The organism is Donghicola mangrovi (assembly GCF_013377535.1).
Lineage (GTDB): Bacteria > Pseudomonadota > Alphaproteobacteria > Rhodobacterales > Rhodobacteraceae > Donghicola > Donghicola mangrovi.
This window is the reverse complement of sequence record NZ_JABCJE010000005.1, coordinates 29,486-47,484: the sequence shown is the minus strand read 5'-3', so window position 1 is coordinate 47,484 and position 17,999 is coordinate 29,486. Positions and strand designations below refer to the sequence as shown.

Annotated in this window: 17 protein-coding genes and 1 riboswitch; of the genes, 2 read left to right on the top strand and 15 right to left on the bottom strand. The window is 63.3% G+C overall.

The genetic code is table 11. The features are described 5' to 3' along the window. The first annotated feature begins 47 nt into the window (after positions 1 to 47). Complete coding sequence (locus HJ536_RS12040; protein WP_177157903.1) at positions 48 to 1,034, top strand: DUF2125 domain-containing protein; 987 nt, start codon at positions 48 to 50, stop codon at positions 1,032 to 1,034. A 15-nt stretch (positions 1,035 to 1,049) separates the two neighbouring features. Here the strand turns inward: HJ536_RS12040 and HJ536_RS12035 are convergent, their stop codons facing one another. The 15 genes from HJ536_RS12035 to thiC all read right to left on the bottom strand — a co-directional run bounded on the left by HJ536_RS12035 (position 1,050) and on the right by thiC (position 17,458). Then, positions 1,050 to 2,021, bottom strand: coding sequence for an extensin-like domain-containing protein (locus tag HJ536_RS12035; RefSeq protein WP_177157902.1), 972 nt, complete (start codon positions 2,019 to 2,021; stop codon positions 1,050 to 1,052). Further along, positions 2,018 to 2,938, bottom strand: a complete 921-nt coding sequence (locus tag HJ536_RS12030; RefSeq protein WP_176854900.1) for a prephenate/arogenate dehydrogenase family protein — start codon at positions 2,936 to 2,938, stop codon at positions 2,018 to 2,020. Before HJ536_RS12030 ends, HJ536_RS12035 begins: the two co-directional genes overlap by 4 nt. Further along, a complete protein-coding gene (hisC, locus tag HJ536_RS12025; protein WP_177157901.1) occupies positions 2,935 to 4,020 on the bottom strand; it encodes a histidinol-phosphate transaminase in 1,086 nt (361 codons plus the stop codon). Before hisC ends, HJ536_RS12030 begins: the two co-directional genes overlap by 4 nt. Before the next feature lie 161 nt (positions 4,021 to 4,181). Next, positions 4,182 to 4,802: a 30S ribosomal protein S4 gene (gene rpsD / locus HJ536_RS12020; RefSeq protein WP_176854897.1), complete on the bottom strand. Its 621-nt coding sequence runs from the start codon at positions 4,800 to 4,802 to the stop codon at positions 4,182 to 4,184. A gap of 146 nt (positions 4,803 to 4,948) precedes the next feature. Next, positions 4,949 to 6,004 carry a Hint domain-containing protein gene (locus HJ536_RS12015; RefSeq protein WP_177157900.1) on the bottom strand — a complete coding sequence of 352 codons (1,056 nt, stop codon included), beginning with the start codon at positions 6,002 to 6,004 and terminating at the stop codon, positions 4,949 to 4,951. 75 nt (positions 6,005 to 6,079) lie between these two features. Beyond that, the gene (locus HJ536_RS12010; protein WP_177157899.1) at positions 6,080 to 6,997 is read right to left on the bottom strand and encodes a lipid A-modifier LpxR family protein; all 918 of its coding nucleotides are present in this window, start codon (positions 6,995 to 6,997) and stop codon (positions 6,080 to 6,082) included. Between the two features lie 185 nt (positions 6,998 to 7,182). After that, positions 7,183 to 10,227, bottom strand: coding sequence for an efflux RND transporter permease subunit (locus HJ536_RS12005; protein WP_177157898.1), 3,045 nt, complete (start codon positions 10,225 to 10,227; stop codon positions 7,183 to 7,185). A 3-nt stretch (positions 10,228 to 10,230) separates the two neighbouring features. Further along, complete coding sequence (locus tag HJ536_RS12000) at positions 10,231 to 11,268, bottom strand: efflux RND transporter periplasmic adaptor subunit (RefSeq protein ID WP_177157897.1); 1,038 nt, start codon at positions 11,266 to 11,268, stop codon at positions 10,231 to 10,233. A 246-nt stretch (positions 11,269 to 11,514) separates the two neighbouring features. Continuing rightward, positions 11,515 to 12,228 (bottom strand): bifunctional hydroxymethylpyrimidine kinase/phosphomethylpyrimidine kinase, encoded by a 714-nt coding sequence (gene thiD / locus HJ536_RS11995; RefSeq protein ID WP_177157896.1) that lies wholly within the window; start codon positions 12,226 to 12,228, stop codon positions 11,515 to 11,517. Positions 12,229 to 12,231: 3 nt separating this feature from the next. Further along, positions 12,232 to 13,215, bottom strand: coding sequence for a HesA/MoeB/ThiF family protein (locus tag HJ536_RS11990; protein ID WP_228028710.1), 984 nt, complete (start codon positions 13,213 to 13,215; stop codon positions 12,232 to 12,234). Beyond that, the gene (locus HJ536_RS11985; RefSeq protein WP_177157895.1) at positions 13,188 to 13,784 is read right to left on the bottom strand and encodes a thiamine phosphate synthase; all 597 of its coding nucleotides are present in this window, start codon (positions 13,782 to 13,784) and stop codon (positions 13,188 to 13,190) included. The genes HJ536_RS11990 and HJ536_RS11985 overlap by 28 nt, the downstream gene beginning before the upstream one ends. Beyond that, positions 13,784 to 14,542, bottom strand: a complete 759-nt coding sequence (locus HJ536_RS11980; RefSeq protein ID WP_177157894.1) for a thiazole synthase — start codon at positions 14,540 to 14,542, stop codon at positions 13,784 to 13,786. Before HJ536_RS11980 ends, HJ536_RS11985 begins: the two co-directional genes overlap by 1 nt. 3 nt (positions 14,543 to 14,545) lie before the next feature. After that, a complete protein-coding gene (gene thiS / locus HJ536_RS11975; RefSeq protein WP_177157893.1) occupies positions 14,546 to 14,743 on the bottom strand; it encodes a sulfur carrier protein ThiS in 198 nt (65 codons plus the stop codon). Then, positions 14,733 to 15,659 carry an FAD-dependent oxidoreductase gene (locus HJ536_RS11970; protein ID WP_177157892.1) on the bottom strand — a complete coding sequence of 309 codons (927 nt, stop codon included), beginning with the start codon at positions 15,657 to 15,659 and terminating at the stop codon, positions 14,733 to 14,735. Before HJ536_RS11970 ends, thiS begins: the two co-directional genes overlap by 11 nt. Next, complete coding sequence (gene thiC / locus HJ536_RS11965; protein ID WP_177157891.1) at positions 15,659 to 17,458, bottom strand: phosphomethylpyrimidine synthase ThiC; 1,800 nt, start codon at positions 17,456 to 17,458, stop codon at positions 15,659 to 15,661. Before thiC ends, HJ536_RS11970 begins: the two co-directional genes overlap by 1 nt. Positions 17,459 to 17,599: 141 nt before the next feature. Continuing rightward, positions 17,600 to 17,726: riboswitch (TPP riboswitch) on the bottom strand. Between the two features lie 155 nt (positions 17,727 to 17,881). Between thiC and pqqA the strand changes: the two genes are divergently transcribed. Further along, on the top strand, positions 17,882 to 17,980 hold the full coding sequence (gene pqqA / locus HJ536_RS11960) for a pyrroloquinoline quinone precursor peptide PqqA (protein ID WP_176854878.1): 99 nt from the start codon (positions 17,882 to 17,884) through the stop codon (positions 17,978 to 17,980). Positions 17,981 to 17,999 lie beyond the last annotated feature (19 nt).

Here is a 17,999-nt window from a genome sequence, read left to right as displayed (position 1 = left end):
TTTGCGTCGTCTGTAAACAGAGGGTGACTTATTTGAAAGGGTGGGGCATGAAGCGCCTAGTTGCAATTACGATTGTCGCGGCCGGAGCATGGAGCGGCTACTGGTTTTACGCATCGGGTCAGAAACGCGCCGCCATCGAAAACTGGTTCACCGAAAAGCAGGAAGAAGGCTGGACCGCCAGCTATGCCGATCTGTCGATCGCAGGCTTTCCCAACCGCGTCGATGCCACCCTTGATGACCTGAGCGTCAGAAATCAGGACGGCTCGATTGAATGGAACGCGCCTTTCTTTCAGCTGCTGTCCATTGTCTACAACCCCTCGCACGTCATCGCCATCTGGCCCGACACGCAGACCTTTGCCACGCCCTATGGCCTTGTAAACCTGCGTCAGGACGATCTGCGCGCCAGCATCGTGTTCGATGGGGATGACGCCAGTTCCTTGAACCGCTTCACCTTGACCGGCCAGAACCTGCAGGCCCGCACCGAGCGCGGAGCATGGGATGCGGCTGATCTGCTGCTCGCCGCCGAGCGCGAGCCCGGCGCGACCTCGGACTACAAGGTCGCCCTGAACGCCAAGGACCTCTCGGTTACCGTGCCCGGATTCGGTTCGGGCGCCCTGCCCGACCACATCGAATCGCTGGCCGTCGACACCCGCGTTGCGTTCGAACACACGTGGGACGCCAACAGCTTTCTCTTTGACCGGCCCAAGCCGACCAAACTGGACATCACTTTGGCGGATGTGACGTGGGGCGCGATGCACCTGACCGCCAGCGGGACCCTGAACCTGGACGCCAAAGGGGTGCCCGAAGGGTCCATCGCCTTCTCGCTTCAGAACTGGGAGGAGATGATCGGGGACATCGCGAATTCCGGCGCCATCAGCCACGAACAGGCCCAGTCCATGCGGATGATGATCGGGATGCTGGCCGGCAGCACCGGCAACCCGCGCGAGTTCGACGCCACCCTGACCTTCTCTGGCGGGATGATGCGACTGGGGGCGTTGCCCATCGGCCCCGCCCCCCGCTTTAGTCCGCACTGATCCCTGATACGGGGCTTACTTGCAGTAGGCCCCGTTCCGGTACCGCGCCGTATCAAAGTGGAAGTGATCCTGATGGAAACGGTTCGCGTTCGGCCCCAAAGTTGTGCCAAACGTGCCACAGGCTTTGGAATAAGCGGCTTTCAGGATCTTGCCCTGCTTTTGCTTGGTCCAGTCCTTTAGAACGCTGATCTTGGTGCCATCGCGCAGGGTAATGCCACCGATATCCACCGCGCGACCTTTGCCATGCTCGGAAATCTTCTGGCCCGCTTGGTTGTTGCGGGGACGGCAGGTGTAGCTGCCCATGATGTCGATCTTGGACAGACCGCCACCGGTGGACCCGACAGCAGGCACCAGCCCGTTCACAACCCATTTTTTCAGGGCCTTGGCAGTCGCGCAGTCGATGGTAGCCACTTGGCTCAGCGGGATGCCCGCGATCGATTTGACCTTCACCGCATCTTCGACACCGCAGCCCGCGGTCGAGGCCAGAATAACCCCCGCGTCAGTCCCCTGAATTTCAGGATCGCCGCAAACCGATCCGCGGATCTGCTGTTCACGGCGCAGGATGGCCTTTTGGGTGATGCCCTTGGGGCGGGGTTGGGGACGCAAAGCGTTGGGCAGAATGAACGCACCCGCAGATGCGACCAGAACGGGCTCTGCCTCGGGCTCGGCTTTATCCTCGACCGTGACAACGGCCTTGGGTTCCTCTGCCTCGGCGGGCTCGGGATTGGTCGCTGCGGCCAGCGCGGCAGCGCGCTCTTCATCCGTCAGCTTTTTGGGCGGAGAGGCCTGAATGGCGGCCAGCACCATCGCGGCGTGGTCGTCATTGGGGCGGGCCTTGGGGCGCAGGGATGAGGCCAACGCCTCGGTCGCGACCAGTTCGGCACCCGCCGTTTCGGGACGCGCCACGGGGCGCAGCGACGTCTCAAGGTTAAACGCAGAGGCAGCGGTCGCCCCCATCATCAGGGCGATCACCAGACCGCGCATCATTTTGCAGCCTTGCCGCGACCGAAATCCGGTGCGTCCACGTCCTGGCCTGCCTCGAGGATGCCGCGGCGGATCGCGCGTGTCCGAGTAAAGTAAGCATGCAGCATATCGCCGTCTCCTGTGCGAATGGCTCGCTGAAGGGCGAAAAGCTCCTCGGTGAACCGACCGAGAATTTCCAACGTAGCGTCCTTGTTCGTCAAGAACACGTCGCGCCACATGGTCGGGTCACTGGCGGCAATCCGCGTAAAGTCGCGGAAACCCGCCGCTGAATACTTGATAACCTCGCTATCGGTGACGCGGCGCAGGTCATCTGCGACGCCAACCATGGTATAAGCGATGAGGTGAGGCGTGTGGCTGGTGACAGCCAGCACCAGATCGTGGTGCTCGGCGTCCATTTCTTCGACGTTGGCACCGATTCCCTCCCACAGGGCGCGCAGCTTGGCGACGGCCTCGGGATCAGAATCGGCCACGGGCACCAGAAGGCACCAGCGGTTATCGAACAGCTCGGCAAAGCCGGAGCGCGGACCAGAATGCTCGGTCCCGGCCAGCGGGTGAGCGGGGACAAAGTGAACCCCCTCGGGCAGGTGCGGACCAACGGCGTTGATCACCGCCTGCTTGACCGAACCCACGTCGCTGACGGTGCAGCCGGGTTTTAGGTGCGGAGCGATCTCTTGGGTGACGGCGCCCATGGCACCCACGGGCACACACAGGACCACCAGATCGGCGTCTTTCACGGCCTCGGCGGCCGAGTCGCACACGCGGTCGCACAGACCGATCTCGCGCGCAGTAGCGCGGGTTTCGGCCGAGCGGGCATAGCCGGTGACTTCACCCACCAGACCACCGCGCTTGATCGACCAGAACATCGAGGACGCGATCAGGCCAAGGCCGATCAGCGCCACACGGTTATAGATTTGGGTCATGCGCGGGCTCCTGCCTTGAACGCGCCAATGGCGTGGGCCACGCGGCGACAGGACATTTCATCGCCGACAGTGATGCGCAGGCAGTGCGGCAGGTTATAGCTGCCGACGGGACGCACGATCAGACCTTGGGAGGCCAGATATTCGTTGCAGGCGGTCGCCTCTTCCTTGTCGTGGAAACGGGCAAGGATGAAGTTCCCCATCGACGCATCAGACTGAACACCGTTGGTGGCCAGCGCCTCGGACAGCCACACGCGCAGGCGGGCGTTCTCGGACAGGGACTTTTCGATGTGCGCGGTGTCTGCCAGCGCGGCCTTGGCTGCCTCGAGCGCGATGTTCGAGATGTTGAACGGCGCGCGCAGACGGTTCAGCACGTCGATGACTTCGCGCTGCGCATAGCCCCAACCCACACGCAAACCGCCCAAGCCATAAAGCTTGGAGAAGGTGCGGGTCATCAGAACGTTCGCGCGGGTGCGGGCCAGCTCGGCGCCGCCATCGTAGCCATCCACGAACTCGGCATAGGCGCCATCCAGCACCAGCATCACGTGACCGGGCAGATTGTCGGCCAAGCGGGTCAGCTCGGGGATGCCAACCATGGTGCCGGTCGGGTTGTTCGGGTTCGCGATGAACACGATGCGGGTGTTGTCATTCACCGCCGCCAGAATGGCGTCCACATCGGTCACGCGCTCGGCCTCGGGAACCTCGACCGGGGTGGCGCCTGCGCCAAGGGCGCAGATGCGGTACATGGCGAAACCGTGCTGGGTATAGATCACCTCGTCGCCGGGACCGGCATAGGCGTTACAGACCATCTGCAGGATCTCGTCCGAGCCGACACCCAGAATGATGTTGTCTGCCTCGAGGCCGTGATGACGTGCCAGTGCTTCACGCAGCGAATACCCGTCAATCTCGGGATAGCGGTGCATCTGGTGCGCCGCGACACTCGCTGCCTTGATCGCTGCCTCGGACGGACCGAACGGGTTCTCGTTCGAGGACAGCTTGACCACATTGGAACCCGGCGCGCCTGACGCGCCGCCGACGTAGAGATCGATCTCCATGATGCCGGGCTGGGGGACGGGTTTGTTCATCTGGGCCTCCGTAACTCGGGCCCTGTCTATAGCGGAGATCACGACTGGAAAAGAGCACTTTGATCCCAAGGGGGCGGTAAAAACGACTCTGACCCCACAAAAGCAAAGCGCCGCCCCATCAGGACGGCGCTTGTGGCACAAAACCTGTCCTGAAATCAGGATTAGTTCTGTGCGTAGAATTCGATAACCAGGTTCGGTTCCATGATGACCGGGTACGGAACATCCGACAGGCCGGGCATACGAACGAAGGTTGCAGTCATCTTGCTGTGGTCTGCTTCGACGTAGTCGGGAACATCACGCTCTGCCAGCTGAACAGCTTCCAGCAGGACGGTCAGTTGCTTCGACTTGGCGCGAACCTCGATGACGTCGCCTTCTTTGCAGCGGTACGAGGGGATGTTCACAGCTTTGCCGTTCACCAGAACGTGGCCGTGGTTCACAAACTGACGCGCAGCGAACACGGTGGGAACGAACTTGGCGCGGTAAACGATCGCGTCCAGACGGCTTTCCAGCAGACCGATGAGGATTTCACCGGTGTCACCACGACGACGCTCTGCGTCTGCGTAGATGCGACGGAACTGCTTCTCGGTCATGTCGCCGTAGTAGCCTTTCAGCTTCTGCTTGGCGCGCAGCTGCAGACCGAAGTCCGACATCTTGCCCTTGCGGCGCTGGCCGTGCTGGCCGGGGCCGTATTCGCGCTTGTTCAGCGGCGACTTGGGGCGACCCCAGATGTTTTCGCCCATACGGCGGTCAATTTTGTACTTGGCAGCGGTGCGTTTGGTCACAGCTGATCTCCTTCGTTAGAGTATGAAGGGCGTTGTCCTACTGGGTTTCCCCTGACAGGCATCCCCTTGCGGGGGCCACCAACACCAATGTGAGCCGCGCGTATATCTGCTCTGGCGACAGAGTCAACAGGCCCGCGCGATATTTCTCAGGTATCGTAAACCAGAATGGCCGCCTCCGAGCGCGATAGCGGACGGCGCACGAAATCACCATAGCGCATGGGGGCCTCGCCGACCCAAGGCAGCAGTTGTTCCAACGCCATCCGGTCCCCTTGGTCCAGCGCATCCATGGATGCCGTGGCGGGGTGGAAGCTTTCGCATTCGATGCCGTTGGCCCAGATCACCTCATGGCGGCTGAGCAGGATGTGCACATAGGTCACCTCCTTCATGTCGGCTGCACATATAATAGTGCGGTCGTTCACCAGATCGCGGGCCTGCACCATCACCTCGGGGGTATTGAACAGCGCACGCGCCGCATCCCCCTGCACCAGCAGACGGTGTTCAGGGGACACAATCAGGGTTTCATCGGGCCGATCCGCCCCAAAGGCGCTGGCATGGATACGGACGGGGCGCAGATGGGGCATGGCGAACAGACGTGCGCCGCTCATCCGGCGGCTGCCGGTCCACAGCACTTGCTGAACGCCACTGTCGCGGGTCAGGACATAGTCACCGGGTTGCAGGGTTTCCACGCGGCGCGGCCCCTTGGGCGTGTCGATCCGCGTCCCTGCCCCGAAGCAGATCACACCGGCGGGCGCTTCGGCCACAGGGGCGCTCAGGGCGGTGCGATCCTGATCTTCCAGCTTCAGGCCCATGACCCAGTAGTCGCGGTCGGGCTTGGGGTAATTCTCGTCAAAGCACAGCAGGATCTGACCAGAAGCCGCGCTGCGCACGATGCGCGCGGTGTGGCGGCTGGTGCCATCGGTCACGGTCAGGCATTGCGTTCCCGAACAGACCAGATCGCTGGTGCGTTGCGGGGTGGCGATATCCCCGATCAACCGGCGCACCATTCCCGCGGCCCCACGGCGCAGATGGGCGTCCCCCTCGGGGTCGGTCAGTTGCAGCACCGAACGGGGGCCATCCACGCGGGTCAACTCTCCGGTCCAGCGCCATGTCGCGCCGGTTGCCAGATCTGACAGATCGGGGTGCGTCACACCGTCGATTTCGGTCTGCGCCCATTGGATAACAAAAGTGCCTGCAATCGCCATTTGCCTGCGTCCGATACTTTTAAGTCACTGCTCTGGCGGTTTCCCCGCCGGTCCGAAGCCCGTTCAGGCGGGCTCTCAGAATTTGTAGGTAAAGTTGAAGGACCCCAGCATCTGGCCTTCGTCCTGATTGTCGAATTCTTTGCTCAGGTAGGTCAGGCCGAAGGTGGCCGCCGACTGCTGCCCCCGCCACATCAGACCCGAGCGCACGCGGGCCCGTTCCTGCACCAGATCGTAGCCCGCATTGTCAGGCAGCAAGGCCGAAGAACCGGTGTACCCGATATCCGCCCCGGCAATCAGGGTCAGCGCGCTGCTGGTCCCGCGGATCGCGGTATAGGTCTGGCCGGTGGTGTAGTCGCGCACGCGCAACTCGTCCTGCACCAGTCCGCCGATCTCGATATCCGCGCCGATGCGGGCATAGGTCTCCAGTCCTGCGTGCCCCTCGACAAAGGGGATCGCGCGGGCGCTTTCCCCCAGCTCCATGGTCCGCGCTGCCTCGATATGCCCATAGGCCGAGACATCGTCGCCGATCTGCCCCTTGCGGGTGGAATCGCTGGCCACGCTAGAGCCGATCATGCGGTGAAAGTTCGCTTGCAACTCGTCCAGCTTGGTTTGGGGGCCGATTACCTCGATCCCCAGACCGATGTCGAAATCCGTGTCCGACAGTTGTTCGTTGAAGTGGCTGTGCACCCCGAACCGCGCCACACCGGCATAAGAGCGGTCGCCCTTTGCGGGGGAATCCAGATTGTCGGGTGCCACGATTTCAGCGCTGGCGCGCAGTTCGAGGGTATCAAAGTATTGCATCGCCAGACGGCCGTTCCAGTCGCGACCCAGCATTACACTGGCCTGCGCGGAACCGGTACGCCAACGGTCGTGACCGTCGCCGACAAAATCGTTCGCAACCTGATAGCCAAAGCCCAGAAACCCGAAGTCCTGAGCATGGGAGGCGGGTGCCATGGAAAGCAGGGCCAGTGCGGCCCCAACGATCATACGCATGATGACCCTCGTTGTTGTGCCCCCCCAGGCACACTCAATCTATAGCAATATGAGACTTACGATTTCCAGTCCTTGAATACATTTTCGTAAGTTTGTCCTACGGCACTGCGGAAAAGACACACCCATAAATGGCAGAGGGGGCGCGGTTTCCCGCACCCCCTTGGGTCGTCATATTCGGCAACCGGTCAGGCCACTTCGGCGCGGCGTTCGCGGTAGAAGAACATGTAGTACAGCACCGGCGCGGCCACCAAAGTAAGGACCGAAGCAAAGCCAAGACCGCCCATGATCGTCACCGCCATCGAGGCAAAGAACGCATCCGAGAGCAGCGGGATCATCCCCAGAATGGTCGTCGCCGCCGCCAGCACCACGGGGCGCAGACGGGACGTGGACGCATCAAGGATTGCCTTACGGAACGGCACGCCTTCGGCACGGACCAGATCGATTTCCTCGACCAGAACGATACCGTTCTTGATCAGCATCCCCGACAAACTGAGCAGACCCAGCAGCGCGGTAAAGCTGAACGGCAAGCCCGTGCCAAGCAGACCCAGCGCAACCCCGTTCACCGCCATCGGCACTAGTAGCCAGATGATCAAGGACTGACGCAGACGGCCGAACAGCAGAATCGAGATCACGATCATGATCAGCAGGGACAGGGGCAACTGTTTACCCAGACTGCTCTGCGCTTTGGTCGAGTTCTCGTATTCGCCGCCCCACTCCAGCGCGTAGCCTTCGGGCAGTTCCATCGCCTCGATCACGGGGCGGATGGTGGTGAACACGGCAGCGGCGTTCGCACCGTCCACAACGCCTGCCTCGACCGTGATCGTGGGCACGCGGTTGCGGCGCTGGATCAGGGTGTTCTGGGCCTCGTACTCGAACCCGTCGATCAGCTGGATCACGGGGATATACGCCCCCGCCGCGCTGGAATAGACTAGCTGATCCACCAGATCCTCGCCGCCGTTGTCGCCGGTCAGGCCGTTGCGCACGATGATCGGGATTTGGCGATCATCCTCGCGGTAGGTGCCCGCCTGCCCGCCATCGGTCGCGGTCAGGAAAGCCGAGGCCAGATCCTCTCGCGAGACACCGACCGCTTGGGCGCGGTCCTCGGCGTAGATGGGTTTCAGCACCAGTTCCCGTTCGCGCCAGTCGGTGCGCAGGTCTTGCAGTTGGTCCGACGCGCCAGTCATCAGCACCGAGGCCTTGGCCGCCAGTTCCCGCAGGATCACCGGATCAGAGCCCGAGAACCGCGCCTCGATCGGAGAGCCGCCACCGGGGCCAAAGGCCAGACGTTCGGTCCGAAATTCACCGGCCACCAACTGACTGCGGCCAAAGGCCTCCAGATCGGTGCGCAGCTGGGGGATTTCCTCCAGATTATGGGTGCGGATGATCAGGTGGCCGTAGGTGGGCAGCGCCTCCTCGGGGCCATAGGTCAGCATAAACCGGCTCGCCCCGCCGCCCACGAAAGTAGCGACCGACACGACATCTTCGCGGTCCTTCAGCCAGCCCTCCAGAACCTGCATGTCCGCAGCGGTGCTGTGGATGCTGGAGCCTTGGGGCAGCTTGTAGTGGACGTAGAACAGGGGCGTGTTGCTGTCGGGGAAGAACTGCTGCTTCACCTGACCGAAGCCGATATAGCACATCACCGTCACCACCCCCAGCGCAGCCACCACGGGCCAGCGCAGGGTCAGCGCCAGATCCAGCGTCCGGCGATAGGCGCGGAACACCGGCCCGTTGTAGTTCCCGTCAGCCGAGCCACCGCCCACCTTGAAGAAGTAGTGCCCCAAAAGCGGCGTGGCAGTGATCGCCAGCACCCAAGACAGCAGCAGCGAAATCCCGATCACCGCAAACAGCGAGAACAGGAATTCCCCCGTCGCATCCGGTGACAGACCAATGCCCGCAAAGGCCATGATCCCGATCACCGTCGCCCCCAGCAGGGGGGTCTGGGTCTTGCTGGCGACATCCTCGGCGGCGTCACGGGCGGATTTGCCTTGGGCCATGTCGCCTTGCATCCCCTCGGCCACCACAATGGCGTTATCCACCAGCATCCCCATCGCGATGATCAGCGCCCCAAGGGAAATCCGCTCCATCTCGATGCCGAACATCGCCATGAAGAACACGGTGCCCACCACGGTCAGCAAGAGGGTCGCCCCCACCACCACAGCCGCGCGCCAGCCCATGAACAGCGCCAGAACGATCACCACGATCGCCACCGACATCGCAAGGTTCACAAGAAACGCGTTCGAGGCCTCCTCGACGACCACGTGCTGCTGATAGACGTTGTGGATTTCCACACCGGCGGGCAGGTCATGTTCCAGCTGCGCCAGACGGGCGTCGATGCGGTGACCGATGTCCACGATGTTCTGGCCGGACTTGCCCGACACGCCCATGGTGAACGCTTCATGGCCGTTGAAGCGGATGATCATATCGGGGTCGCTGACACGTTCGCGGCTGACGCGGGCAAGGTCGACCATGTCGATAATCTCGCCGCTGACACCGATGGTCAGGCGGGCGATCTCGTCCACGGTGCTAGAGCCCTGAGGCGCCTCGATCCGGATGTCCTGACCGTTGTGGGTCACGCTGCCCGCACTGGCCACCGCGTTCGAGTTCGCAATCGCACTGGCCAGCGCCGCGGGCGCCACGCCAAGGTTGCGGGCAATCGCCATGTCGGGGGTCACATAGACCGCCTCTTCGGGCAGGCCTTGCAGGTCAACGTCGGCCACACCATCTACGGTCAGCAGTTCGCGCCGCAGAAACTCCGCGATTTCATGGGTTTCCGCATCGGTGAAACCCGGCGTGGTGATCGCAAAGAACACCCCGAACACATCGCCAAAGCTGTCGTTCACATAGGGCGTCCCCGCCCCCGACGGCAGGCTTCCCCGCGCATCGCTGACACGTTTGCGCAGCTTGTCCCAGATCTGGGGCAGTTCGTTGCCGTCAAAGGTGCTCTCGATCTCGACGTCGATCCGGCTGACGCCCGGCTTGTTGGACGAAGTGATCGTCTCGACCTCGGACATCTTCTGGATGGCGGATTCCAGCGGCTCGGTCACTTCGCGGGCGACCTGATCGGCCGAGGCTCCGGGGTATTGGGTGATCACCACCGCCTGTTTGATGGTGAATGCGGGATCCTCAAGGCGACCGATCGTGGCAAAGCCCCAGATCCCGCCAAGAAGGCAGCCAATCATCAGAAGCCACGTGATCAGCGCCTTATCAATGGACGCGCGTGCGATAGACATGGGTCACTCTCCGACGCGGGTAAAGCGGCGCACGGACTGGCCGTCTTGCAACTGGGATGCACCGGTGGACACGATCTCGGCCCCTTCATCGATGCCGCCCACCAGACGGACGCGGCCATCGGTTGTGATCTCGATCTGGATGGGGGTGGCGTGGACGGTGCCCGCCTGATCGAACACCATAACCTGCGGCTTGCCCGCGGGATCAAAGGCCAGCGCGGTCTCGGGCAGGAACACAGCCTCGGCGGCGGGCAGTTCGGTGCCCGCATAGACCGTCACCGACGCCCCCGGATAGATGCCCGCCCCCAGATCACCGGTGAACGCCAGCGTCAGGGTATAGGTCTGACCAACGGCGCTGGTCTCGGCCTCGAATTCGCGGGGGGTCAGGGGCAGGCGCTCGGTCGCGCCGGGGAACTGCGCCTCAAAGGTCACGTCACCGGATTGGCCCGCCTGACGGAACAGCACCTCGGGGACTTCGATCTCGACCCGCATTTCGGACACGTCATGCAGGCGCACCACAGGGGTGCCCGCCGAAACGGTGGTAAAGTTCGCAACCTCGCGCCGCGCCACCAGCGCGTCAAAGGGCGACCGGAGGGTGGCGTGATCCAGATTGTCCTGCGCATCCTTCAGCGCGATTTCTGCCAGTTGGACCTGAGTGCGCGCATCGCGGATCGACACTTCGCTGACCGCCGCCCCGCTCAGGGATTCCAGTCGGGCAAGGTCGCGGTTCGCTTTGTCCAGATTGACCTCGGCCTGCGCCTTGGCGCGATCAAAGGCGTCCAGATCAAGCTGCGCGATCACGCTGTCCTTGGCGATGGGCTGGCCTTCGGGCGCGGTCAGCACCTGAATTTGGCCCCCTACCTGAAACGCCAGATCGACGGTTTGCAGCGCCGTCACCTGACCAAAGAACTGCCGCTCGACCTTTTGCGGTTTGGCGGTGACGGTCATCAACTTGACGGGTTTTGCGGTTTCTTGGGCAGCCAGCGGAGTGGCCACAGGCACGGCCAACGCCAGCACGGCAAACAGGGCGGAAAGTCTGCGCATGGGGATCCTCTGTAGTTTGACGCCATCAAGGGAGGTTAAAGGGGCCCCGTCCGGCATAGGCAGATTGAACTGAACTAATCGGTTTAGTTCGGTCATAACCTCGTGAGTTGCAACGGATCAAGACAGGAATTCCCCCTGCCCTGATGCACAATCGAACCTTCACAAATGCAGTGTCCACAAAATAGCCGCCGCAGTCCGTAGACAACGGCAACCGAAAGGGTCGTTTTATTAGGGGAACTAGGTCGGTCAGTCCGCTGCGGCAAACAGGCGACTGACGGCCTGCTTGCCCCGCGCGCACGCATCGGGCAGCGCCGCGCCTTCGGCCAAAGCGCAGGCAATCGCACTGGCCATTGTACATCCGGTCCCGCGCGGGTTGCCGCTGTGACGGGGGCCGGTCAGGTGGATCGGGGTAGCGGATCCATAGAGGATGTCAGTCGCCTCGGGGCCGGTATCGTGGCCACCTTTGACAAGGACGTTGGCCGCCCCGCGCTGCAGAAGGGTGCGAGCCAGATCAGAGGTGCCTCCAGTCGTTGTGCCACAGAACCCCGCCAGAATGTGCAGTTCGGGCAGGTTTGGCGTGATCAGCGTGACCTTGGGCAAAAGCAGATCCAACATCGCCCTGATGCCATCGTCCGACAGAAGCCGCCCGCCAGAGGACGCGGCGATCACAGGGTCCAGCACGATCGGCATATGGAAATTGGACAGAGCCTCTGCCACCGCGCGCACGGTAGTTTCATCGCAGAGCATCCCGATTTTCACGGCATCAGCCTCGGTAATCTGAGCCGCGATCACCTCTGCAGGGACGGGATGGATGGCAGTCACGCCCTGCCCGCCCTGAGCCGTCACGGCGGTCGCGCAGACGATGGGCAGGTGCCCTTCGGCCAGCACAGTCGCCGCATCCCGCACCAATCCGGCACCGCAACTGGAATCCAGCCCTCCGATCAGCAGAACGCGCGCCATAGTTCAGTCCCCCATCGCCAGAATCGCGAGGCTATGCGCCCCCCGTTCCCGCAATACCCGAGCCGCCTGCCACGCCCGCAGGCCAGAGCGGCAGGTCAGAACGATGCGCTGGCCGTTGATGTTCACCGCACTCAGGCCCTCTGGCGCGATGCGCTGCGCCCAATCGCAGGGCATCGCAGGGGCCTCGGTTTCGGAGCGCAGATCAAGGACGCGGTCTTCGGCCGACAGTTGGTCCGGATGGATAAATAGCAGTGCGTCCTCAGGCTCGGGCGCAGTATCGAAGCCGAAAGTCGAAACCCGATAGCTGGCCATATCCACCTGCATCATCTGCCCCAAAGGACTGGGCCGATGTCCCAGCAAAACCGCCAGCGCCATTTGCGCCTGCATCGCGCCGATCATTCCCACGACCGGCCCCATCACGCCCGCCGTGGCACAGGTCGCCCCGTTGTCGGGCAAGTCAGGGAACACCGCCCGCAGCGAAGGGGCCCCGCCGCAAAAGCCGCCCACATAGCCGCCCCACCCCAGAACCGACGCGCTGATCAGCGGCAGCCCCATCTCCAGACACAGGTCCGACAGGATATAGCTGACCGCAAAGCTGTCGGCGGCGTCGATCACCAGATCAATCCCTTGGACCGCAGCCGGAGCCGTCCGCGCATCCAGCCGCAACCGCACCGCATCCACCTGAACGTCGGGATTCAGGGCGCGGGCATAACGGGCCGCGCAATCGACTTTAGGCAGGCCAACGTCTTGGGTCCGGTAGATGGTCTGGCGGTGCAGGTTGCTGAGGTCGATCAGGTCATGGTCCATCAGGGTCAGCCGCCCCACCCCCGCGCCAGCCAAGGCTGGAATGACCGCAGACCCGAGCCCGCCACAGCCCACCACCAGCACATGGGCCTGCGTCAATCGCGCCTGCCCGTCGGCTCCGACTTCGGGCAAGATCATCTGGCGGGCATAGCGGCTCATGGGTGCACCGTTGCGGCCAGCCATTCGCGGGTGCGGGCTTCGGGGTCGGCGGCCTGCTGGATGTCGGTCACAACGGCGGCGCTGTCGGCCCCTGCGGCGAACACCCCCGGCAGACGCTCTGGCGTCAGGCCACCGATCGCGACCAAGGGTGTTTTTCCTGCGCGGGCCTTCCAAGCGGTCACACGGTCCAGCCCTTGGGGGCCCCATTTCATCTTCTTCAGCAGGGTCGGATAGACCGGCCCCAACGCCACATAGGCCGGATCATGGGACAGCGCCCGATCCAGTTCCGTGTCGTCATGGGTGGACAGGCCGAACCGAACGCCCGCACGGCGCAGGGCGTTGAAATTGGCAGTGTCCATGTCCTCTTGACCGAGGTGGACAAAGTCGATCCCCAGTTCCAGCGCCAGTTCCCAGTAGTCGTTCAGAACCAGCGTCGCTCCATGGACGGCGCAGCAATCACGGGCGCGGATCGCCTCGGCGCGCAGGGTTTCGGGGGGCAGGTCTTTGGCCCGCAGTTGCACCAGTTTGACACCCAGCGGAACCAGCCGCTCCAGCAGGTCAGCGGTGCCGGTGATCAGGTAGAAACGCTCCATCAAACCAACTCCGCCATGCCAAAGATCGGGGTCGAGGCCGACGCCATATCGCGCGGCGGCATCAGTCCGGCGCGCATCGCCAAGTGCCCCGCCTGCACCGCCTGACCAAAGGCGCGGGCCATACCGATGGGGTCCACGGCCTTGGCCACGGCGGTGTTCAGAAGCACCGCGTCAAAACCCATTTCCATCGCCTGCATCGCTTGACTGGGGGCGCCGATCCCCGCATCCACCACCAAGGGCACACCGTCAAAATGGGCGCGCATGGTGCGCAGACCTTCGATGTTGCGCAGCCCTTGGCCAGAGCCGATGGGCGCGCCCCAAGGCATCAGCACCGCGCATCCGGCTTCTAACAGTTTCTCCCCGACGATCAGGTCTTCGGTCGTGTAAGGGAACACCTCGAACCCGTCCGCGCAAAGAATGCGCGCGGCCTCAACCAGCGCAAAGGGGTCCGGTTGCAGGGTGTCCGCGTGGCCGATCACCTCGAGCTTGATCCATTTGGTGTCAAAAACCTCGCGGGCCATGTGGGCGGTGGTGATGGCCTCTTTGACCGTGTGGCAACCGGCAGTGTTAGGCAGAATGCGGCAGCCGCTAGCGCGGATCAGATCACGAAAGGCTGTGCCGCCCACGCCCTCTCGGCGGAGGCTGACGGTGATCACCTCGGTCCCGCTGGCGGCAATGGCATCGGCAAGCACGGCGGGGGACGGGTATTGGGCGGTTCCCAGCATCAAGCGGCTGGTCAGGGGGACGCCATAGAACATCGCCTAGCCCCCCTGCATCGGAGAGAGGACTTCGATCTTGGCCCCCTCGGGGATCGGGGTGGTGGCGCGCAGACCGCGAGGCACGAAATCCCCGTTCAACGCGGTTGCCACGCTGGCCGCATCGAACCCTTGGGCCGCGATCAAATCGGCCAAGGTCGCCGCGTCGGTGGCGATAGGTTCGCCGTTCAGTTCAACTTGCATTCATCAGCCCCTTGGTCAAACGATCCGCGAGCTCTTCGGCCAGATAGGGCGCGGCCAGATACCCGTGACGGTACATCCCGTTCACGTGGATGCGGCCACCGGCTTCGCGGATGCAGGGAATGTTGTCGGGAAAGCTGGGGCGCAGGCCGGTGCCTGTTTCCAGCAGTTGTGCCTCGGCAAAGGCGGGGTGGATCGTGTAGACGGCGGACAGCATTTCCATCAGCGCGCGGGCGGTGATGGGGCCGTCGTCGTCGCTTTCCACCATGGTCGCGCCGATCATGTAGATGCCGTGCCCACGGGGAACGACATAGCAGGGAAAGCGCGGGTGCAGCAGGCGGACGGTGCGGGTCAGGTGCACGTCGGCGGCGTGAACCACCAGCATTTCACCGCGCACAGCCCGCAGGTCGGGCAGCTGATCACGGGCAGCAAGGCCTCGGCAATCAATGATCTGCCCCTTGGGGGTTTTCACCGTGGCCACCCCTCGATCCGCCAGCCGCTGACGCAGGCAGGCCATCGCGGCGCGGGGGTCCATGTGCGCCTCTTCGGGGAAGTAGAGCGCGCGGCTGAACCGGCCCTTCAGGTCGGCCTCGTATTGCGCCGGATCGACAGTGTGGTGCCCCCGCGTGGCACGGGCGAACCGTAGCAGTTCGGCCTGATCGCGCGGGGACGCCACCACCAAAGTGCCGCGCCAATGCACGCCGTCAAAACGGGCGCTCCACCAGTCGGCGGCGTGTTTGCCCATGTGGACGACTTCGGGCGGGGCGCTTTCGCCTTCGCACATGGGGGCCAGCATTCCGCCAGCCCAGTGAGAGGCCGGAATGTCCGGCCCCGCAACCAGTTCCACGGGCAAACCGCGTTCGGAAAGGGCTGTGGCAACGCACAGCCCCGCCACCCCTGCCCCAAGGACAGAGTACATCACTCGGCATCCTCTTTGGCGGGAACATAGAGCTCGCCGCCTTCGCGGAATTTGGCGGCCATGGCCTCCATGCCTTCGGCCTTCTGCGCCTCGGCTCGGATGTCGTGGCTGATCCGCATAGAGCAGAACTTGGGCCCGCACATCGAGCAGAAATGCGCCACCTTGTGCGCCTCTTTGGGCATGGTCTCGTCGTGGAATTCGCGGGCGGTGTCGGGGTCGAGCGACAGGTTGAACTGGTCCTCCCACCGGAACTCGAATCGCGCGCGGCTGAGGGCGTCGTCGCGCAGTTGCGCGCCCGGATGCCCTTTGGCCAAGTCCGCCGCGTGGGCCGCGAGCTTGTAGGTGATCACGCCGGTTTTCACGTCGTCGCGGTCGGGCAATCCCAAGTGCTCTTTGGGCGTCACGTAGCACAGCATCGCGGTCCCGAACCAACCGATCATTGCCGCCCCGATGGCGCTGGTGATGTGGTCGTAACCCGGCGCGATATCCGTGGTCAGCGGCCCGAGGGTATAGAACGGCGCCTCGTGGCAATGCTCCAGCTGCTTGTCCATGTTGGCCTTGATCTTGTGCATGGCGACGTGGCCGGGCCCTTCGATCATGACTTGGCAGTCTTTGGCCCATGCGATTTTGGTCAGCTCGCCCAAGGTCTCCAGCTCCGCAAACTGCGCCTGATCGTTCGCGTCCGCGATCGAACCGGGGCGCAAACCATCCCCAAGGCTGAAGGACACGTCATAGGCCCGCATGATGTCGCAAATCTCGTCGAAATGCTCGTAGAGGAAGCTTTCGCGGTGATGGTGCAGGCACCACTTGGCCATGATCGAGCCGCCACGGCTGACGATGCCGGTCACGCGTTTGGCGGTCATGGGGATCATGTGCAGACGGACGCCCGCGTGGATGGTGAAGTAGTCCACGCCCTGCTCGGCCTGTTCGATCAGGGTGTCCCGGAATACCTCCCACGTCAGGTCCTCGGCGATGCCGTTGACCTTTTCCAGCGCCTGATACAGGGGCACGGTCCCGATCGGCACGGGGGCGTTGCGGATGATCCAGTCGCGGATGTTGTGGATGTTGCGGCCCGTGGACAGGTCCATCACGGTGTCCGCGCCCCAACGGATGGCCCAAACCATCTTGTCGACCTCTTCCTCCATGCTGGAGGTCACGGCCGAGTTCCCGATATTGGCGTTGATCTTCACGAGGAAGTTGCGCCCGATGATCATGGGCTCCAGCTCGGGGTGGTTGATGTTCGCGGGGATGATCGCGCGGCCTGCGGCGATTTCCTGACGCACAAATTCGGGGGTCACCAGATCGGGGATCGACGCGCCAAAGTCCTGACCATCGCGGGCCTGCTCCCACGCTTGGGTGCGGCCAATGTTTTCACGGATCGCGACGTATTCCATTTCGGGGGTAATGATGCCAGCGCGGGCATAGGCCATCTGGGTCACGGCCTTGCCATCCACGGCGCGCAGCGGGTCGCGCTGGTGCGGGAAGGCGGGGACGAGGCGGTTGCCCTCGGCATAGCCATTGTCGGCGGCAGTCACGGGGCGGCCTGTGTACTCCTCAACATCACCGCGGGCCTTCAGCCAAGCGCCACGCTGCGCGGCCAAGCCCTGCGCGATGTCAGTCTCGGCCATCGGATCGGTGTAGACGCCCGAACTGTCGTAAACCGAAACGGGGGCCTCTCCTCCGCCCACGTGGATCTGACGCAGAGGGACGCGGATGTCGTGGATCTGGCCGGGCTCGTACACCTTGCAAGACGCCGGCATGGCGCCGGTGGTGATCTGCGGGGTCGCGTTGTCTTTCATCTATGGTCTCCTCAAGACAATCTCGAAAAGACCCAAGTGAAACGGGATGCAGAAAGGGGCCAACCGTCGGCCCGACACGGAGTCCCCGTGCACAAATGGGCCATCAGCGGCCCGAAAGGACCGCCCGCAAAATCGCGAAACCGGGATACCCTTCGGTCTTCCTACGCCAGCATCAACTGGGTCAGGTTCAAAGGGTCGCTTCACCGCGGGAACAGTGCCCCGCTGTCAGCCTCTCAGTCCCCTAGGCGGGACTCCCCTGACGTGTGGGGACATTTGCGGCATTACCGATGATTGTCAATCGGAACTATTCCGGCGGGCGCCAGCCAGACCAATGTCTGCACCGACCTTGGTCTTACTGACTCTGGGGCGCGGCCTCGACCATAGTGGTTGGACCAGCGATTCAATCTTAGGGAGGAGAAAATCATGGCATGGGCAAAACCCGTTCTGAAAGAGATCGAGTGCGGCATGGAAATCAACATGTACGGCCCCGACTCGGGTGATGACCACGGCGTTCTGTTCTAAGAACCCGTAGCGCGAGGAA

Excerpts from the sequence above, each read along its gene's own strand:
- HJ536_RS12040 (WP_177157903.1), top strand. The coding sequence starts at position 48 with ATGAAGCGCCTAGTTGCAATTACGATTGTCGCGGCCGGAGCATGGAGC.
- HJ536_RS12035 (WP_177157902.1), bottom strand. The coding sequence starts at position 2,021 with ATGATGCGCGGTCTGGTGATCGCCCTGATGATGGGGGCGACCGCTGCC.
- HJ536_RS12030 (WP_176854900.1), bottom strand. The coding sequence starts at position 2,938 with ATGACCCAAATCTATAACCGTGTGGCGCTGATCGGCCTTGGCCTGATC.
- hisC (WP_177157901.1), bottom strand. The coding sequence starts at position 4,020 with ATGAACAAACCCGTCCCCCAGCCCGGCATCATGGAGATCGATCTCTAC.
- HJ536_RS12015 (WP_177157900.1), bottom strand. The coding sequence starts at position 6,004 with ATGGCGATTGCAGGCACTTTTGTTATCCAATGGGCGCAGACCGAAATC.
- HJ536_RS12010 (WP_177157899.1), bottom strand. The coding sequence starts at position 6,997 with ATGCGTATGATCGTTGGGGCCGCACTGGCCCTGCTTTCCATGGCACCC.
- HJ536_RS12005 (WP_177157898.1), bottom strand. The coding sequence starts at position 10,227 with ATGTCTATCGCACGCGCGTCCATTGATAAGGCGCTGATCACGTGGCTT.
- HJ536_RS12000 (WP_177157897.1), bottom strand. The coding sequence starts at position 11,268 with ATGCGCAGACTTTCCGCCCTGTTTGCCGTGCTGGCGTTGGCCGTGCCT.
- thiD (WP_177157896.1), bottom strand. The coding sequence starts at position 12,228 with ATGGCGCGCGTTCTGCTGATCGGAGGGCTGGATTCCAGTTGCGGTGCC.
- HJ536_RS11990 (WP_228028710.1), bottom strand. The coding sequence starts at position 13,215 with ATGGCTGGCCGCAACGGTGCACCCATGAGCCGCTATGCCCGCCAGATG.
- HJ536_RS11985 (WP_177157895.1), bottom strand. The coding sequence starts at position 13,784 with ATGGAGCGTTTCTACCTGATCACCGGCACCGCTGACCTGCTGGAGCGG.
- HJ536_RS11980 (WP_177157894.1), bottom strand. The coding sequence starts at position 14,542 with ATGTTCTATGGCGTCCCCCTGACCAGCCGCTTGATGCTGGGAACCGCC.
- thiS (WP_177157893.1), bottom strand. The coding sequence starts at position 14,743 with ATGCAAGTTGAACTGAACGGCGAACCTATCGCCACCGACGCGGCGACC.
- HJ536_RS11970 (WP_177157892.1), bottom strand. The coding sequence starts at position 15,659 with ATGTACTCTGTCCTTGGGGCAGGGGTGGCGGGGCTGTGCGTTGCCACA.
- thiC (WP_177157891.1), bottom strand. The coding sequence starts at position 17,458 with ATGAAAGACAACGCGACCCCGCAGATCACCACCGGCGCCATGCCGGCG.
- pqqA (WP_176854878.1), top strand. The coding sequence starts at position 17,882 with ATGGCATGGGCAAAACCCGTTCTGAAAGAGATCGAGTGCGGCATGGAA.